This window comes from Acinetobacter baylyi DSM 14961 = CIP 107474, from assembly GCF_000368685.1.
Classification (GTDB): Bacteria; Pseudomonadota; Gammaproteobacteria; order Pseudomonadales; family Moraxellaceae; genus Acinetobacter; species Acinetobacter baylyi.
Genome location: NZ_KB849628.1, coordinates 853,553 through 867,887, shown reverse-complemented (window position 1 = coordinate 867,887; position 14,335 = coordinate 853,553). Strand labels below are relative to the sequence as shown.

The 14,335-nt window shown below is 42.9% G+C and carries 13 protein-coding genes; 10 read left to right on the top strand and 3 right to left on the bottom strand.

Going from position 1 to position 14,335, the window contains the following annotated elements; translation table 11 throughout:
* The first annotated feature begins 1 nt into the window (after position 1).
* The 3 genes from F952_RS13390 (at position 2) to proB (ending at position 3,184) form a co-directional block, all read left to right on the top strand.
* Positions 2-682, top strand: a complete 681-nt coding sequence (locus F952_RS13390) for a hypothetical protein (RefSeq protein WP_004928686.1) — start codon at positions 2-4, stop codon at positions 680-682.
* Between the two features lie 147 nt (positions 683-829).
* A complete protein-coding gene (cgtA, locus tag F952_RS13385) occupies positions 830-2,032 on the top strand; it encodes an Obg family GTPase CgtA (RefSeq protein WP_004928683.1) in 1,203 nt (400 codons plus the stop codon).
* A gap of 18 nt (positions 2,033-2,050) precedes the next feature.
* A complete protein-coding gene (proB, locus tag F952_RS13380) occupies positions 2,051-3,184 on the top strand; it encodes a glutamate 5-kinase (protein WP_004928679.1) in 1,134 nt (377 codons plus the stop codon).
* Between the two features lie 27 nt (positions 3,185-3,211).
* Here the strand turns inward: proB and F952_RS13375 are convergent, their stop codons facing one another.
* The gene (locus F952_RS13375; RefSeq protein WP_004928675.1) at positions 3,212-3,865 is read right to left on the bottom strand and encodes an HAD family hydrolase; all 654 of its coding nucleotides are present in this window, start codon (positions 3,863-3,865) and stop codon (positions 3,212-3,214) included.
* Positions 3,832-5,043 (bottom strand): DUF1615 domain-containing protein, encoded by a 1,212-nt coding sequence (locus F952_RS13370; protein WP_004928672.1) that lies wholly within the window; start codon positions 5,041-5,043, stop codon positions 3,832-3,834. The genes F952_RS13375 and F952_RS13370 overlap by 34 nt, the downstream gene beginning before the upstream one ends.
* A gap of 82 nt (positions 5,044-5,125) precedes the next feature.
* Between F952_RS13370 and dusB the strand changes: the two genes are divergently transcribed.
* Entirely contained in the window at positions 5,126-6,151 is a 1,026-nt protein-coding gene (gene dusB, locus F952_RS13365; protein ID WP_004928667.1) for a tRNA dihydrouridine synthase DusB, read from the top strand.
* 1 nt (position 6,152) lies between these two features.
* On the opposite strand, the gene F952_RS13360 is transcribed toward dusB, so the two are convergent.
* Entirely contained in the window at positions 6,153-7,193 is a 1,041-nt protein-coding gene (locus tag F952_RS13360; RefSeq protein ID WP_004928664.1) for an NAD(P)H-dependent flavin oxidoreductase, read from the bottom strand.
* A gap of 354 nt (positions 7,194-7,547) precedes the next feature.
* On the opposite strand from F952_RS13360, the gene F952_RS13355 reads away from it, so the two are divergent.
* The 6 genes from F952_RS13355 (at position 7,548) to F952_RS17130 (ending at position 14,335) form a co-directional block, all read left to right on the top strand.
* Positions 7,548-7,781 (top strand): hypothetical protein, encoded by a 234-nt coding sequence (locus F952_RS13355; protein ID WP_004928660.1) that lies wholly within the window; start codon positions 7,548-7,550, stop codon positions 7,779-7,781.
* Positions 7,782-8,041: 260 nt separating this feature from the next.
* Positions 8,042-8,908, top strand: a complete 867-nt coding sequence (gene purU, locus F952_RS13350; protein WP_004928657.1) for a formyltetrahydrofolate deformylase — start codon at positions 8,042-8,044, stop codon at positions 8,906-8,908.
* Complete coding sequence (folD, locus tag F952_RS13345) at positions 8,905-9,798, top strand: bifunctional methylenetetrahydrofolate dehydrogenase/methenyltetrahydrofolate cyclohydrolase FolD (protein ID WP_004928654.1); 894 nt, start codon at positions 8,905-8,907, stop codon at positions 9,796-9,798. Before purU ends, folD begins: the two co-directional genes overlap by 4 nt.
* Before the next feature lie 41 nt (positions 9,799-9,839).
* The gene (locus tag F952_RS13340) at positions 9,840-11,078 is read left to right on the top strand and encodes an FAD-dependent oxidoreductase (RefSeq protein ID WP_004928650.1); all 1,239 of its coding nucleotides are present in this window, start codon (positions 9,840-9,842) and stop codon (positions 11,076-11,078) included.
* Positions 11,079-11,090: 12 nt separating this feature from the next.
* A complete protein-coding gene (locus tag F952_RS13335; RefSeq protein ID WP_004928646.1) occupies positions 11,091-11,417 on the top strand; it encodes a sarcosine oxidase subunit delta in 327 nt (108 codons plus the stop codon).
* On the top strand, positions 11,414-14,335 hold the full coding sequence (locus F952_RS17130) for an FAD-dependent oxidoreductase (RefSeq protein WP_004928642.1): 2,922 nt from the start codon (positions 11,414-11,416) through the stop codon (positions 14,333-14,335). The genes F952_RS13335 and F952_RS17130 overlap by 4 nt, the downstream gene beginning before the upstream one ends.

Genomic DNA, 14,335 nt, shown 5'->3' with positions numbered 1-14,335 from the left:
TATGTGGTTATTGGGTTCTGTAAAACGTCTGATGATCAGTTTTTTGGGCATTGTGTTATTGGTTGCGATCCTGTTCTGGCTGTATCTCAATATTCAGGCATCGCTCTTAGTATCTGCACATCACGCTCAGATTCATTTACCTGAGGAACTTCCAACCAAAATACATGTAGGAAATTTTCTGGAAACTCAGTCTGTGGGTAAATTAGATACAGATATTATGATTGACCGATCATTATCATTACCTTTGAAAGGCAAGTATCTTGCCAATTTGGCCTTTACAGTTGAAACGCCTGTTAAAGTCGATATTGATTATTCGACCACCATCAAAATCAATGAGCTTATGCCGCTTGAAACGACCACAGACTTAATCTATCAGAACAAATTATTGCCTAAATTTCCATTGAAACTGGATATTCCTGTTCAGCTCGATGTTCCATTTCAATTAAAAAGAACTTATGTTCTACCGATCAAAATTATATTTGATGGGCCAGTTTATTTCGGTTTTGATGAAAGTGTTCATTTACCTGTTAAACATCAATTCAAACCGACATTAAATATTAATGATCCGATCACTCTGCGTAAAATCGCAACGTTTAATGCCATTATGTACAATACAGAGCGCAATACTAAGGCTAACTTAGACATGCAGATGACACTTCCGCTTAAAAATATTCATCCTTAAAAAGAAATAGAGTCATGGACTGTATCGTTTTTTCAGGTGAGATTGCTGCATTGCAGCAGTCACTGATAAATAGTCTGATTTTCTATTCGAGAAATCTATTAAAATATGGCAGAATAGGCGGTTTTAGAGATTTTAGAGGATTGGCAAATGCGCTTTGTTGATGAAGCAGTCATTACCGTAGAGGCTGGCGACGGTGGCAATGGCGTGGCCAGTTTTCGCCGTGAAAAATTTGTACCATTTGGTGGTCCAGATGGTGGAGATGGTGGGCGTGGCGGCAGTGTCTATATTCAGGCAGATGATGACACTGGGACGCTGGTTGACTATCGTTATACCCGTAAATTCCGTGCTGAACGTGGTAAAAATGGCGCAGGCGCAAACTGTACAGGCCGCGGTGGCGAAGATGTTGTACTTAAAGTACCTGTAGGCACAACCATTGTCGATGTAGAGTCAGGCGATATTATTGGTGACTTGGTTGAAGATGGCCAGCGTGTCATGGTTGCCACTGGCGGTGATGGTGGCTTGGGAAATACGCACTTTAAATCATCGACCAACCGTTCTCCACGTAAGTTTACAACGGGTGTCAAAGGCGAATTCCGCGAGATTCGTTTAGAGCTTAAAGTACTTGCAGATGTGGGGCTATTGGGAATGCCGAATGCAGGTAAATCGACCTTCATTCGTGCAGTCAGCGCAGCAAAACCAAAAGTTGCAGATTATCCGTTTACAACGATGGTTCCAAATTTAGGCGTTGTAGATGCAGACCGTCATCGTTCGTTTGTCATGGCGGATATTCCTGGTCTGATTGAAGGTGCAGCAGAAGGTGCTGGACTGGGGATTCGTTTCCTTAAGCACTTGGCACGTACCCGTATTTTGCTGCACATTGTAGATGTTCAGCCAATTGATGGTTCTGACCCAGTACATAATGCTAAAGCGATTGTAGGTGAGTTGAAAAAATTCTCTCCAACACTTGCAGAACTTCCAGTGGTACTTGTACTGAACAAGCTTGATCAGATTGATGAAGCAAATCGTGAAGAATGGTGTCAACACATTCTGACTGAGCTTGAGTGGACTGGTCCAGTGTTCCGTACTTCTGGCTTATTGCTTGAAGGAACCAAAGAGGTTGTCTATTACCTCATGGATCAGATTGAACAACAGCGTGAGCTTGAAGCTGAAGATCCTGAATATGCACGAAAAGTGAAAGCATTCCGTGAGCAGCTTGAAGCAGAAACACGTGAACAAACCATCGCAGCAAAAGAAGCATACCGAGCTATGCGTAAAGCACAGCGTGAAGCAGATCAGGATGATGATTTTGACGATGATGATGACGAAGTGGAAGTAATTTACGTTCGTTAAGTAGAACTCGAGGAAAAAATGATAGAAGTGATCGATGGGCAACGACAGCTCAAGGCGTGCAAACGTATCGTTGTTAAAATCGGATCATCTCTACTGACAGCCAATGGACAAGGTTTAGATCTGGATGCGATTTCGCATTGGGCAATGCAAATTGCTGATCTACACAATGCTGGACACGAAATTATTTTGGTGTCTTCAGGGGCTGTAGCAGAAGGGATGGTGCGTATGAAACTAACGAGTCGACCCACCGATCTACCCAGTTTGCAAGCCTGTGCGGCGATTGGTCAAATGGGCCTGATTCATACGTGGTCGAGTGTCCTTGAAAAGCATACGATTCAGACTGCTCAAGTACTGCTCACACATGATGATCTGGCAGATCGTCGTCGTTATTTAAACTCGTGTGATGCCTTACAAAACTTGATTGAGTGGCGAGTGATTCCTGTTATCAACGAAAATGATACAGTATCTACTGATGAAATTCGTTTTGGTGATAATGATACACTCGCTGCGATGGTGGCAGGTCAGGTTCATGCTGATTTGCTGATCATTCTGACTGATCAGCAAGGGATGTTTGATTCAGATCCACGTAGTAATCCGAATGCAAAATTACTCACTACTGTTAATGCGATGGATGATGCGTTGTTTGAAATGGCAGGTGGCGGCGGTGTACTCGGACGTGGTGGTATGGTCACCAAGGTTCGTGCTGCACGTCTGGCGGCAAAATCTGGTTGTCCAACCTTGATTGCAAGTGGTGAAAGTGATCATGTTTTATCACGCCTGATGTCAGGTGAGTTACTTGGTACTTTATTTAGCACTGATAAAGATCGGATTACAGCGCATCAGCAATGGCTGGCTGCCCATCTTCAAACTGCGGGTCGTCTGGTGATTGATGCAGGTGCAGTTGAAGCGATTAAGCAACGACATCGTAGTTTATTGCCAGTTGGGGTGAAGGCTGTTGAAGGTCATTTTAACCGTGGCGATGTGGTCGAATGTGTTGATCAGTCTGGGCAGCGTGTTGCAGTCGGGCGCGTGAATTTTAGTTCACGTTCGGCTGAGATCATTAAAGGTTTGGCTTCAGATAAAGTACATCAAGTGTTAGGTGAAGCACGTTCTCTGGAAATGATTCATCGCAATCATATGGCGATTTATTAATTGGATTAAGTCCTGTAAAAAGCTCGCTTAGGCGAGCTTTTTTACAGCTTGAAGTAAAGGTAAGCTTTGATCTTCACCGACCATATACGACGTATCAGCCAGGGAAAGCATATCTAAATCTTCGTGGCTATTGCCATAGGCATAAACATGACGATAGCTGGATAAATCGTAGCGCTCAGAGACACGAATTTTTTTCTGCTCAGAGCTACAGTCAGGGGTGGCATAATCCCCCGTAATTTTTTGATCCTTAATTTCAACTACTGTACAAATCAGATCGACATCAAGTAAATCACATAACGGTTTCAAATATAGGTCAATCGAAGCAGAAACAATGACAACTTTATCTCCTTGTTGTTGGTGCTGTTTGAGTTGCCAAAAGAGTGCGGGATCAAGTTTATTGAGTAAGGTTTGTGCGTATTCTTTACCAAGATCTTGAAACGGTTGAGAGGGCGCACCGCGAAACATGCTTCCAAATAGCTTTAGGCGCATGGAATGAGCGGGATAAAGCTTAAGATAATAAGCCTGAATCCAGGGTAGTATTTTAATACCCTGACGCACAATGTGCCGTTTTGACAGGGTATAAAAAATGAAACTCGTGAAACTATCCTTAGTACATAACGTTCCATCAAAATCGAATAAAGCCAGATTTACAGCTTGATTCGTTTCGCTCGTTGCATGCATGTCTGATATCTTCCGTTTACGCGAGAGGCATACCAATTTGTATTGTAGTCGCGGCTTAGTTTAGGGCCAGAAATAATCACTTGCGGCATCATGGCATAGGGTGCTTCTTTTCCAGTTTGCTTCTGATACAGTTTGGTAATCGCAATATAAGTTGGCGTTTGTTCAAAGCTTTGACTTTTTTCCTGCTTTAAATCTGTCCGAATCTGATTTGGGGTTAGGAGTACATTGTTAAGCGTAAAGATCTTGATCAGGGCTTTTTCAGAACTACTTCTGGTGCTCTGAATCGACCCGTCTTTGTTGTAAAGAAGCAAATCACCATCTTCAGTTAATTGCTCATCGCCAAGTTTGTTTAGCATGGATTGTAATGCAGCATTACGACTCGAATACATACCTGAGTTATAATCTGCAAAACGATAGATTGGCTTATCATAACTTGTCTGATATAACATTAAACGATGAATCCCATAGTAAAGACCACCGTATTGTGTATATAAATCGTCACGTAAGTTATTGACGCTTTGTAGCTTGACGCGTTTATTTTCTTTGGCGTAGACGATATTGACCTGCATGGAACCCAGTGTGGTAATTGGATTCATCTTTTCGGCAATATCTTGTCCGACTAACTTGGCTGCACCCGTCAAGGCACTAACATGATAATGGCTCGCCATATAGTCAAATATCTGGCGATAGAGTACATCCAGATCTTTTTCAGTTCTGACCCGACGCATTTGACTCATGTAGTTGTCATCGGGTGTTGGTTGATTTTTCAAAACATCTTCAAAATATCCTGCAACCTGCCCACCAATGGTCGTTCCTAATTTTTCTTCAAATTTTTCGTTAAGGCGCGTGCTAACTTCTTTGACTGCCTTCTCTCCCAAACCAGCCACGACAGGGTTGGCTACAAAATTAGATTCCTGATCAACAATTGCAACGACTGAGCATACATTGTCTTTGGTTTTAGGAATTTTCAGCTTTTCCATAATATCGTTGATATCATTGGCCCATGACTGACGATCATGTACACGTGAGGGGATCAGTTTGCGGATCTGTTCTGATTTTAATTCTGGATCATCATTTTTTGACCACCATGAAGTATCACCACACCCAGCGAATGCGACACAGATTGCAAATAAACCGAAAGGTTTAAGCAAACGACAAGAAATAGATGAATTATTCATGCAAGCAAAACACCTTGATAAAAAGATGAGTCAAAAAGGCGGATGAAGTATACTATGTCGATCTTAAAATGTATGAATATATATGTATATTGGGTCTTATCAACTGTCAAATAATTTAATTGTAGCTCCTATGGCGGGAGTGACAGATCGCCCGTTCCGTACACTGTGTAAATATTTTGGTGCAGGGCATGCGGTAAGTGAAATGATGACCGCAGATAAGACTTTAAGAATGAGTAAAAAAAGCCTGTATCGGGCCAATTTTGATGGAGAACTCGCACCGATTTCAGCACAAATTGCAGGTTCTGACCCAGAGCAACTCGCTGAAGCTGCACGCTATCAGGTCGCAAATGGCGCCCAGATTGTGGATATCAACATGGGCTGTCCTGCCAAAAAAGTCTGTAACAAGCTTGCTGGTTCTGCACTTTTACAAGATGAAGACTTGGTTGCTCGTATTCTGGATGCAGTAGTTGCAGCGGTGGATGTTCCTGTGACGCTAAAAACCCGTTTAGGTTTCTTAAATGGGCAGGAAAATATTCTTAGAGTTGCCAAGCAAGCTGAGCAGTCTGGTATTGCTGCACTGGCACTCCATGGTCGTACACGTGAAGACATGTATTTAAGTACTGCGCGTTATGATTTGATCAAACAGGTGAAATCGATTTTAACTATTCCTGTGATTGCAAATGGGGATATCGACAGTCCGCAAAAAGCCAAATATGTTTTGGATTATACAGGTGCTGACGCCATTATGATTGGTCGTGCTGCGCAAGGACGCCCTTGGATTTTTCGTGAAATTGCACATTATTTGAAAACAGGCGAGCATCTGGCTGCACCTGATATTGCAGAAGTGAAAGAGGTTTTACTGGGACATTTGTCCGAGTTATATAGGTTTTATGGTGAATATTCAGGATGTCGAATCGCTCGAAAACACATTGCCTGGTACACCAAAGGTCTGCATTCAAGCAATGAGTTTCGTCAAAACATGTATCAAGTGGAAAGTACGGCTGAACAAGCTCGCCTAGTTGAAGCTTATTTCAATCATTTATTGATGCAAGGCCAGTTAATGAGCGATGTTCAGACCGAACACGTCGATTTGTTGTCGATTAAATAATTTAGGCACTCATTTCCAAAAGCAATTGATTAATGAGATCAGTTGCCTCTAGCTCGCGAATTTGTGCTACATGACTTCCAGCCCAAAAAGCACCAAAGCCATGTTCACCATTCTGGCTGGCAATCTGGTGCAACTGTTTGGCAATATCATAAGTATAGGGATACGCTGGAACACATGGACGATCAGGATGATCAAATAAGCTTTGCCACTGATTGATGATTCCACGTGCTGGACGTCCCGAAATACTCGATGTAATTTGTGTAAGTGGCTGATTAAATAGTGCCTGACGATAGGCTGCACTTGCATTTGAACTCTTGCACTGAATGAAAGCCGTACCAAGCTGAACAGCTTGAGCACCCAATTTCAACAACTGCTTGGCTTGCTGACCATTCATAATTCCACCAGCGGCGACCACGGGGCACTCGCAATGATGTGAAATCAACTGAACCAGATCTGAGGTTTTGATTGCACCATCTAGTTTAGGATTGAAAATTCCGCGATGCCCACCAGCCTCAATGCCTTGAGCAACAATAATATCAATGCCCGCATGTTCAATGGCTTTTGCTTCTGGCAAATTGGTTGCCGATACCATGGTTAAAATATTCGCATTCTTTAGTGCCTGAATCTGGTGGGGATGTGGAATCCCAAAATGAAAACTGACCGCTTTAGGGCGGGTTTCCAATACCAGTTGTAAAAAATCATCATGATCTAAAAAACTGGGATAAATACAATTTAAATGAGAGGGCACTTGCGCATTAAACTTTGAAAATGCTGGGCCAAGATAGTTAATCCATGTTTGAGCATCTTGTTGATTTAATTCAACAGATTGATGACAAAAGAAGTTGACCTGAAATGGCTGATCCGTCAGTTGTTGTGTTTTAAGGATTTGTTCGCGTGCATTATCGATAGAGCTTGCACCCAGACCGAGTGCACCTAATCCACCTGCATTGGAAACTTCTGCTGCGAGTTCAGGTGTTGATGTTCCTGCCATGGGAGATACAAAAATAGGATGTCTGATTTCGAGTTTTTTTAAAATGGACATAATCTAATCACTTTTAAAGGCTTCTCTAAAGTAGCGCGAAAAAATGAGGAAAACAAATCTTTAGCAAGGTAATGATAGAGTTTCGCCCATCTCATTTGATAAGTTCAAAATGACAAAACAGACGATATAAATAGGACACTTTGAAGGTTTATTATATCCAAAGACGTATGATTTTTGTGATGCCTCAAAATTTATCAACATCTTGCTAAAATGTATTTTTATGATGCAAAAAAAATTCCTATAAGGAATATTTTGGTTTTTAATATTATAAGATTATGAAATTTAATGATTTTTAAAAATGGCACAATCTTTGCTCAATATATTCGTGTTATTCACGCACGTAGGAGAGAGATGATGATCGAAGCCAGTATATTTAAAATCAAAAATATACGTTTGATTGGACAAAGAACCTGTGAACTGTATATGGAAAATGTTGAAACTGCATCAGTGAAAGGTTGGATTATTAACTGTAATGACGTTTTTATTCATCAATTTCATGAACAGCTCAATCATTTATGTAGTTCTGAAAATCCATTCGACTCACTTTTACAGCTTAAACAGTATCATAAAGTAGAAGTTCTATGTTAATCCAGTTTTAAGCACGGGTAATACATCAACTGTATTGCCCGTGCTTTGGCACATCTAAACAATTATAAAGCATTGATAAATAAAATAAAAAATAGTTTCCTGACAGGAAAAATATTTTCAAAATAACTAGACGTAGCAACTAAATTCTTATATAAATTACCAAAAGGAAAATAAATTTCTTAACAGTAAACTTACCGATGTCTTTAGATTTCTTTCACTACATCGCTAAGTGTCTTGAATCTGTACATTGAGGAAATATCATGGCTAACGATCTTGTCGATCAGTATGTTCTAAAAATCTCTTGTCCTGCTGCCTCAGGTATTGTGGCTGCTGTGTCAAATTGTCTTGCTGGAAATGATTGCTACATTAGCGAGATGGCACAATATGATGATGAAATTACAGGACGTTTCTTTAGCCGTATTGTATTTCGTTTCAATGAAGGTCAGGGCGATTTAGAGTTACTCAAAGAAAAATTTGCAGATGTCACTGCCAAGTTTGCAATGAAGGCAGATTTTTACGAAAAGAAAAATCCAATGAAAGTGCTGATCATGGTCAGCAAATTTGATCACTGTTTATTGAACTTGCTATATCGACATCATAAAGGTGAGCTGGATTTCCAGATTACTGCCATTGTATCGAATCATCTGGATTTACGTGCGATTGCCGAGCGCGAAGGGATTCGCTTCATTTATTTGCCCGTAAGTAAAGACACCAAGCAACAACAAGAACAAGAATTGCTGAAGATCGTGGATGAAACCAAAACTGAACTGGTGATTTTAGCGCGCTACATGCAGATCTTATCGAATAACTTATGTACTCAATTATCTGGACGCGCAATCAATATTCATCATTCATTTTTGCCAGGGTTCAAAGGCGCTAAACCTTACCATCAAGCCTTTGAACGAGGTGTCAAACTGATTGGTGCGACCGCACACTTTGTCACCAGTGATTTAGATGAAGGTCCGATTATTGAGCAGGAAGTACAACGTGTAGATCATGCCTATATGCCAGATGATTTGGTCTCTGTGGGACGTGATACCGAAACCGTCGCACTTTCTAAAGCAGTGAAATACTTTGTAGAGCATCGCGTCTTTATGAATGATGATCGTACGGTGGTGTTCAAATGAGTCTTGCCTTATTACAACAGCACAGTCCCAAAATTATTGATGGTAAAGCCATTGCTCAAAGCGTACTTGAGGAAGTCAAGCTAGAAGTTGAGCGTTATAAAGCTCAAGGCATCGAGCCATGTCTGGCCGTTGTACTGGTTGGAGAAGACCCAGCAAGTCAGGTGTATGTGCGTAATAAAGTTCAAAAAGCGGCATTTGTTGGGATTCGTTCACTCGAATTTCGCTTCGATGCTGACCTGAGTGAAGATGAACTGCTTACGCAAATTGATCGGCTAAATACAGAGCGCGGCGTACATGGCATTTTGGTGCAGTTACCTTTACCCAAACAGATCAATGAAACCCGCGTACTTGAACGGATTCACCCTCAAAAAGATGTGGATGGTTTTCACAGTGAAAACGTGGGGGGACTAAGTCAAGGACGTGATGTTTTGACACCATGTACACCAACCGGCTGTATTCGTTTACTTAAGGACAGCTTGGGTGATGATTTAAGTGGTTTACATGCGGTCGTGATTGGGCGCTCTAACATTGTAGGTAAACCGATGGCGGCATTACTGCTTAAAGAGAGCTGTACAGTTACAGTGGTTCATTCCAAGACCCGAAACATTGAGCAGGTCTGTCAACAGGCTGACATTGTGGTGGCGGCTGTGGGCAAAGCCAATATGATTAACGCATCGTATTTAAAAGCCGATGCCGTAGTGATTGATGTGGGCATTAATCGAATTATGACACATGAAAAAACACGCTTGGTGGGTGATGTCGATTTTGAAGATGCCTTGCCAATGGTCAGTGCGATTACGCCTGTACCTGGTGGTGTTGGCCCAATGACCATTGCGTATTTGATGAAAAATACCTTGCAGGCGGTACGTTTGCAGCATCCACAAATATAAATGATGAAAAGGCGTTATGACACGCCGCGGAGAAATACACCATGCCTTTGAGTCTGCTGAAGTATGGATTAAGTGATGAGTATCCTGTGGAAGTGGATTTGCCACCACCCAAGGAACTTAAGTCTCATTATGACGTTGTGATTATTGGTGGAGGTGGACATGGTTTGGCGATTGCCTACTATTTATCGAAATATCATGGCATCAGTAATGTAGCGGTACTGGAAAAATCATATTTGGGCGGCGGCAATACGGCACGTAATACCGCAGTGATTCGTTCCAATTATCTGACTTCCGACGGTGTGAAGTTTTATGCCGAGTCGGTTCGAATGTTTAAAAATCTATCAAATGAATTTGATTTTAACATTATGTACTCCGAGCGTGGTCAATTGACCTTGGCGCATACAGATTCGACAGTTCGAGCATTTCGCCAGCGTGCAGAAGTCAACAAGCATTTCGGTGGCCGCACCGAAATGATTGATCGAAAGCAAATTAAGGAACTGGTGCCATGTCTCAATCTGGATCCTGCGCATTTACCTGTATTGGCTGGGTTGTGGCATATCGATGGTGCGACTGCACGTCATGACGCCGTCGCGTGGGGATATGCCAAAGAAGCGGCAAAGCGTGGTGTGGAAATTCATCAGCTCACCGAAGTTCAAGATTTTGTGGTGCAAGGCAATAAGGTCACAGCAGTCAAAACCAATCGAGGTATGGTGCAATGTGGTTGTGTGGTTCAGGCGATTGCGGGCGCATCTTCCATTTTAATGAATAAGCTCAAGATCCGCGCGCCGATTCATACCTATCCTTTACAGGCCATGGTGTCACAACCGTTTAAGCCATTTATCAATCCGCTGGTAAGTTCTTCTGCGCTACATTGTTATGTGCAGCAAACCAGTCGGGGAGAAATTGTGTTTGGTGGGGGATCAGACCCGTATCCGTTGTACAACACACGCTCAACCTTAGATTTAAAAGAAAGCCTGCTTGCCCATGCGATTGAAATGTTTCCGTTTATGGCCAATGTCAAGCTGATGCGTCAATGGGCGGGAATGACCGATATGACGCCAGATTATAGTCCGATTATGGGGAAATCGCCGTATGACAACTATTATCTGGATGCAGGTTGGGGCACTTGGGGCTTTAAATCGACACCAATTTGCGGCAAAACCATGGCAGAGCTGGTCGCAACGGGGCGTACGCCAGATTTGATCAAGCCATTTGAGCTGTCGCGCTTTAGTCGTTTTCAACAAGTTAATGAAATGGGCGCAACTGCGGCGAGCCATTAAGGAGAATATGAAATGAAAATTATGCATTGTCCTTTAAATGGGCCACGAAATATCAGCGAATTTACCTATGGTGGTGAGTTTAAAGACATGCCGGATCAGAATACGTGTAGTGATCTGGAGTGGGCAGATTATGTATTTAATACCGACAATATTGCTGGTGTGGTCTTGGAGTGGTGGATGCATACCCCGAGCAGTTATTGGTTCATTGCACAAAGACATACCGTGACCGATGAAATTATAAGAACCTTTGATCCTAAGGAAATTTTTGATCAGCGCGTTGACTTTTCTGCCGTAAAAAACAGTTCATCATCTGAACCAGTGAAGGAGTCTTTCACATGAGCAATTCAGTTTTACAACGACTCCCACATCCTTATGGCAGTATGATTGATCGTACCCAAGTGATTGAGTTTGAATTTGATCAGCAAAAATATCAAGGCTTTGCAGGCGATACGATTGCCAGTGCCTTAATTGCTAATCAGCGCTGGGTCATGTCGCGCTCTTTTAAATATCATCGTCCACGTGCGCCATTGACCATGGCTGGACAAGATGCCAATACCCTTATTCAGCTTCCAGAAGAAGCCAATGTTTTGGCAGATACCACAGAGATTCAACCGCAATTACGTGCCGCTGGACAAAACTTTTCAGGCTCGTTATTGAAGGATTCTGATGCCTTTCTAGGTAAGTTTTCTAAATTTATGCCAGTCGGCTTTTACTACCGTGCATTTTACAAACCAAAAGGCGTGTGGAAACTATGGGAACCGCTAATTCGTAAAAAAGCAGGTTTGGGTGTTCTGGATTTGAATTTTGAACCAGAATATTACGACAAAGCCTATCTGTTTCACGATGTGGTCGTGGTCGGCGGCGGGCCAGCAGGTTTGCAGGCGGCATTGTCTGCTGCCGAACAAGGCGCCAAGGTACTCTTGGTCGAGCAAGAGAAATTGTTGGGCGGCAGTCTAAATTATGCACGCTTTGATGTTGAAGGAGTGGTGGCCGATCAGCTACGTGAGCAACTGGTGAACGCCGTCACTGCACATGCCAACATTCAAGTCATGACGCAGGCAGTCTGTAATGCATGGTTTACCGACCATTATTTGCCTGTGATTCAGGGCAAGCGCATGTATAAAGTGCGCGCCAAGCAATGTATTGTGGCCAGTGGTAGCTTTGATCAACCCGTAATCTTTAGAAATAACGATTTGCCAGGGGTGATTCTAACCAGCGCAGTACAACGTCTTATTAAATTATATGCAGTTAAACCTGGCCAAAAAGTTGTCATTTTGACTGGTCATGATGATGGTTATTTGGCAGCACTGGACATGCTTGAAGCAGGCATAGACGTGGTTGCGGTGGTCGATTTACGTGAAATTCCAAGCAATAAAGAGGCTTACGGTGCAGTCAAGGCTAAAAATGTGGCCTGCTATCTGGGCAGTACTGTCTTTGAAGCTTTGCATGACAAAACCATGCATCGCGTTCATGGCGTTGATATCCGAAAAATCGTCTCTGAAGGTCAAGTGGCTGAAGACGCCAAAAAGCTGGATTGCGATGTACTGTGTATGTCTTCTGGTTATATGCCCGTGTATCAACTGCTCTGTCAGGCAGGTGGAAAGCTGAGTTATAACGATCAAAAAGCTGAGTTTCATCTTTCAGGCTTACCTCAAGGTTTACATGTTACAGGTTCAGTCGAGGGTATACATGCCATTGAGCAGGTGGTGGAGCATGCGAAATATACGGGCACACTGGCTGCACAGCATGCTTTAGGGCAGCCGCTTAATGTTCAATCCTCTTCAAATACTGTATTAAAGAACAATCCAGTCAACTTTCCTTGGCCAATTTTTGCTCATCCTAAAGGCAAAGAGTTTGTCGATTTTGATGAAGATTTACAAATTCGAGATATCGTGAATGCCACCAAAAGTGGTTACCGCGATGTACAACTGGTAAAGCGTTTCTCTACCGTTGGCATGGGGCCATCGCAAGGTCGGCATTCGGCATTGCCCACCGCACGTCTGGTGGCAAAATCGACCCAACGCAGTGTGAGTGAAACAGGTGTGACCACAGCCCGACCTCCATTTACTGTGGAAAAACTGGCGCATGTGGCAGGGCGTAGTTTTGATCCGTATCGCCAAACCCCAATGCATGCACAGCATGTCGAAGCGGGTGCTACCATGATGCCAGCAGGAAATTGGCAACGACCAGCCTTTTATGGTGATGCGGCACATCGATTACAACATATTGAAAATGAAGTGAAACATGTACGCAATCAAGTGGGCATGATTGACGTTTCTACACTGGGCGGGCTTGAAATTCGTGGGCCAGATAGCGCCGAATTCATCAATCGACTCTATACCTTTGGCTTTACAAAGTTGCCAGTGGGAAAAACTCGCTATGCCGTGATGTCAAATGAGCACGGTGTGGTGATTGATGACGGTGTTGCCGCACGCTTGAGTGAGCATCACTTTTATGTGACCGCCACCACCAGTGGTGTCGACCGTATTTACCAACAAATGCTGAAATGGAATGCCCAGTGGCGTTTAAATCTGGATATTACCAATGTGACCACTGCATTAGCTGCGGTAAATATCGCAGGCCCACAGTCACGCGCCGTGATGCAAAAAGTGTGTCACGATGTTGATTTGTCAAATGCAGCATTTTCATATTTAGGCGTAAGAGAAGGAAGTATACAGGGCATTCCTGTGCGTATCTTACGGGTTGGATTTGTCGGCGAGCTGGGTTATGAAATCCACTTTCCTGCACGCTATGGCGAGTTTATGTGGAATCACCTGATGCAGGCTGGTCAGGCATTTGATATCAAACCTTTTGGTGTAGAGAGTCAGCGTCTGTTACGTCTGGAAAAAGGTCATATCATCATTAGTCAGGATACCGATGGCATGACTCATCCGCAGGAGGTTGATCTAGGTTGGGCCGTTGCCAGAAACAAACCTTGGTTTGTGGGTAAGCGTTCGATTGCAATCCTTGAGCAGCAACCCTTGAAGCGTAAATTGGTGTCATTTGTACTGGATAAATCACAGGAAAAACCTTTAGAAGGGCATATTGTGCTTGAGGGTGAGGATATTTCTGGAAATATCACCTCATGTGAATACTCACCTACGCTCGATAAAATTATTGGAATGGCTTATGTCGGAATTGGGCAAAGTGAGGTTGGACAGCAATTTCCAATTCGTGTTGAGAAAGGCGCAATGGTGCATGCCACTGTAGTGAAAGCGCCATTTTATGATCCAGCAAATCGACGTCAGGAGATTTAA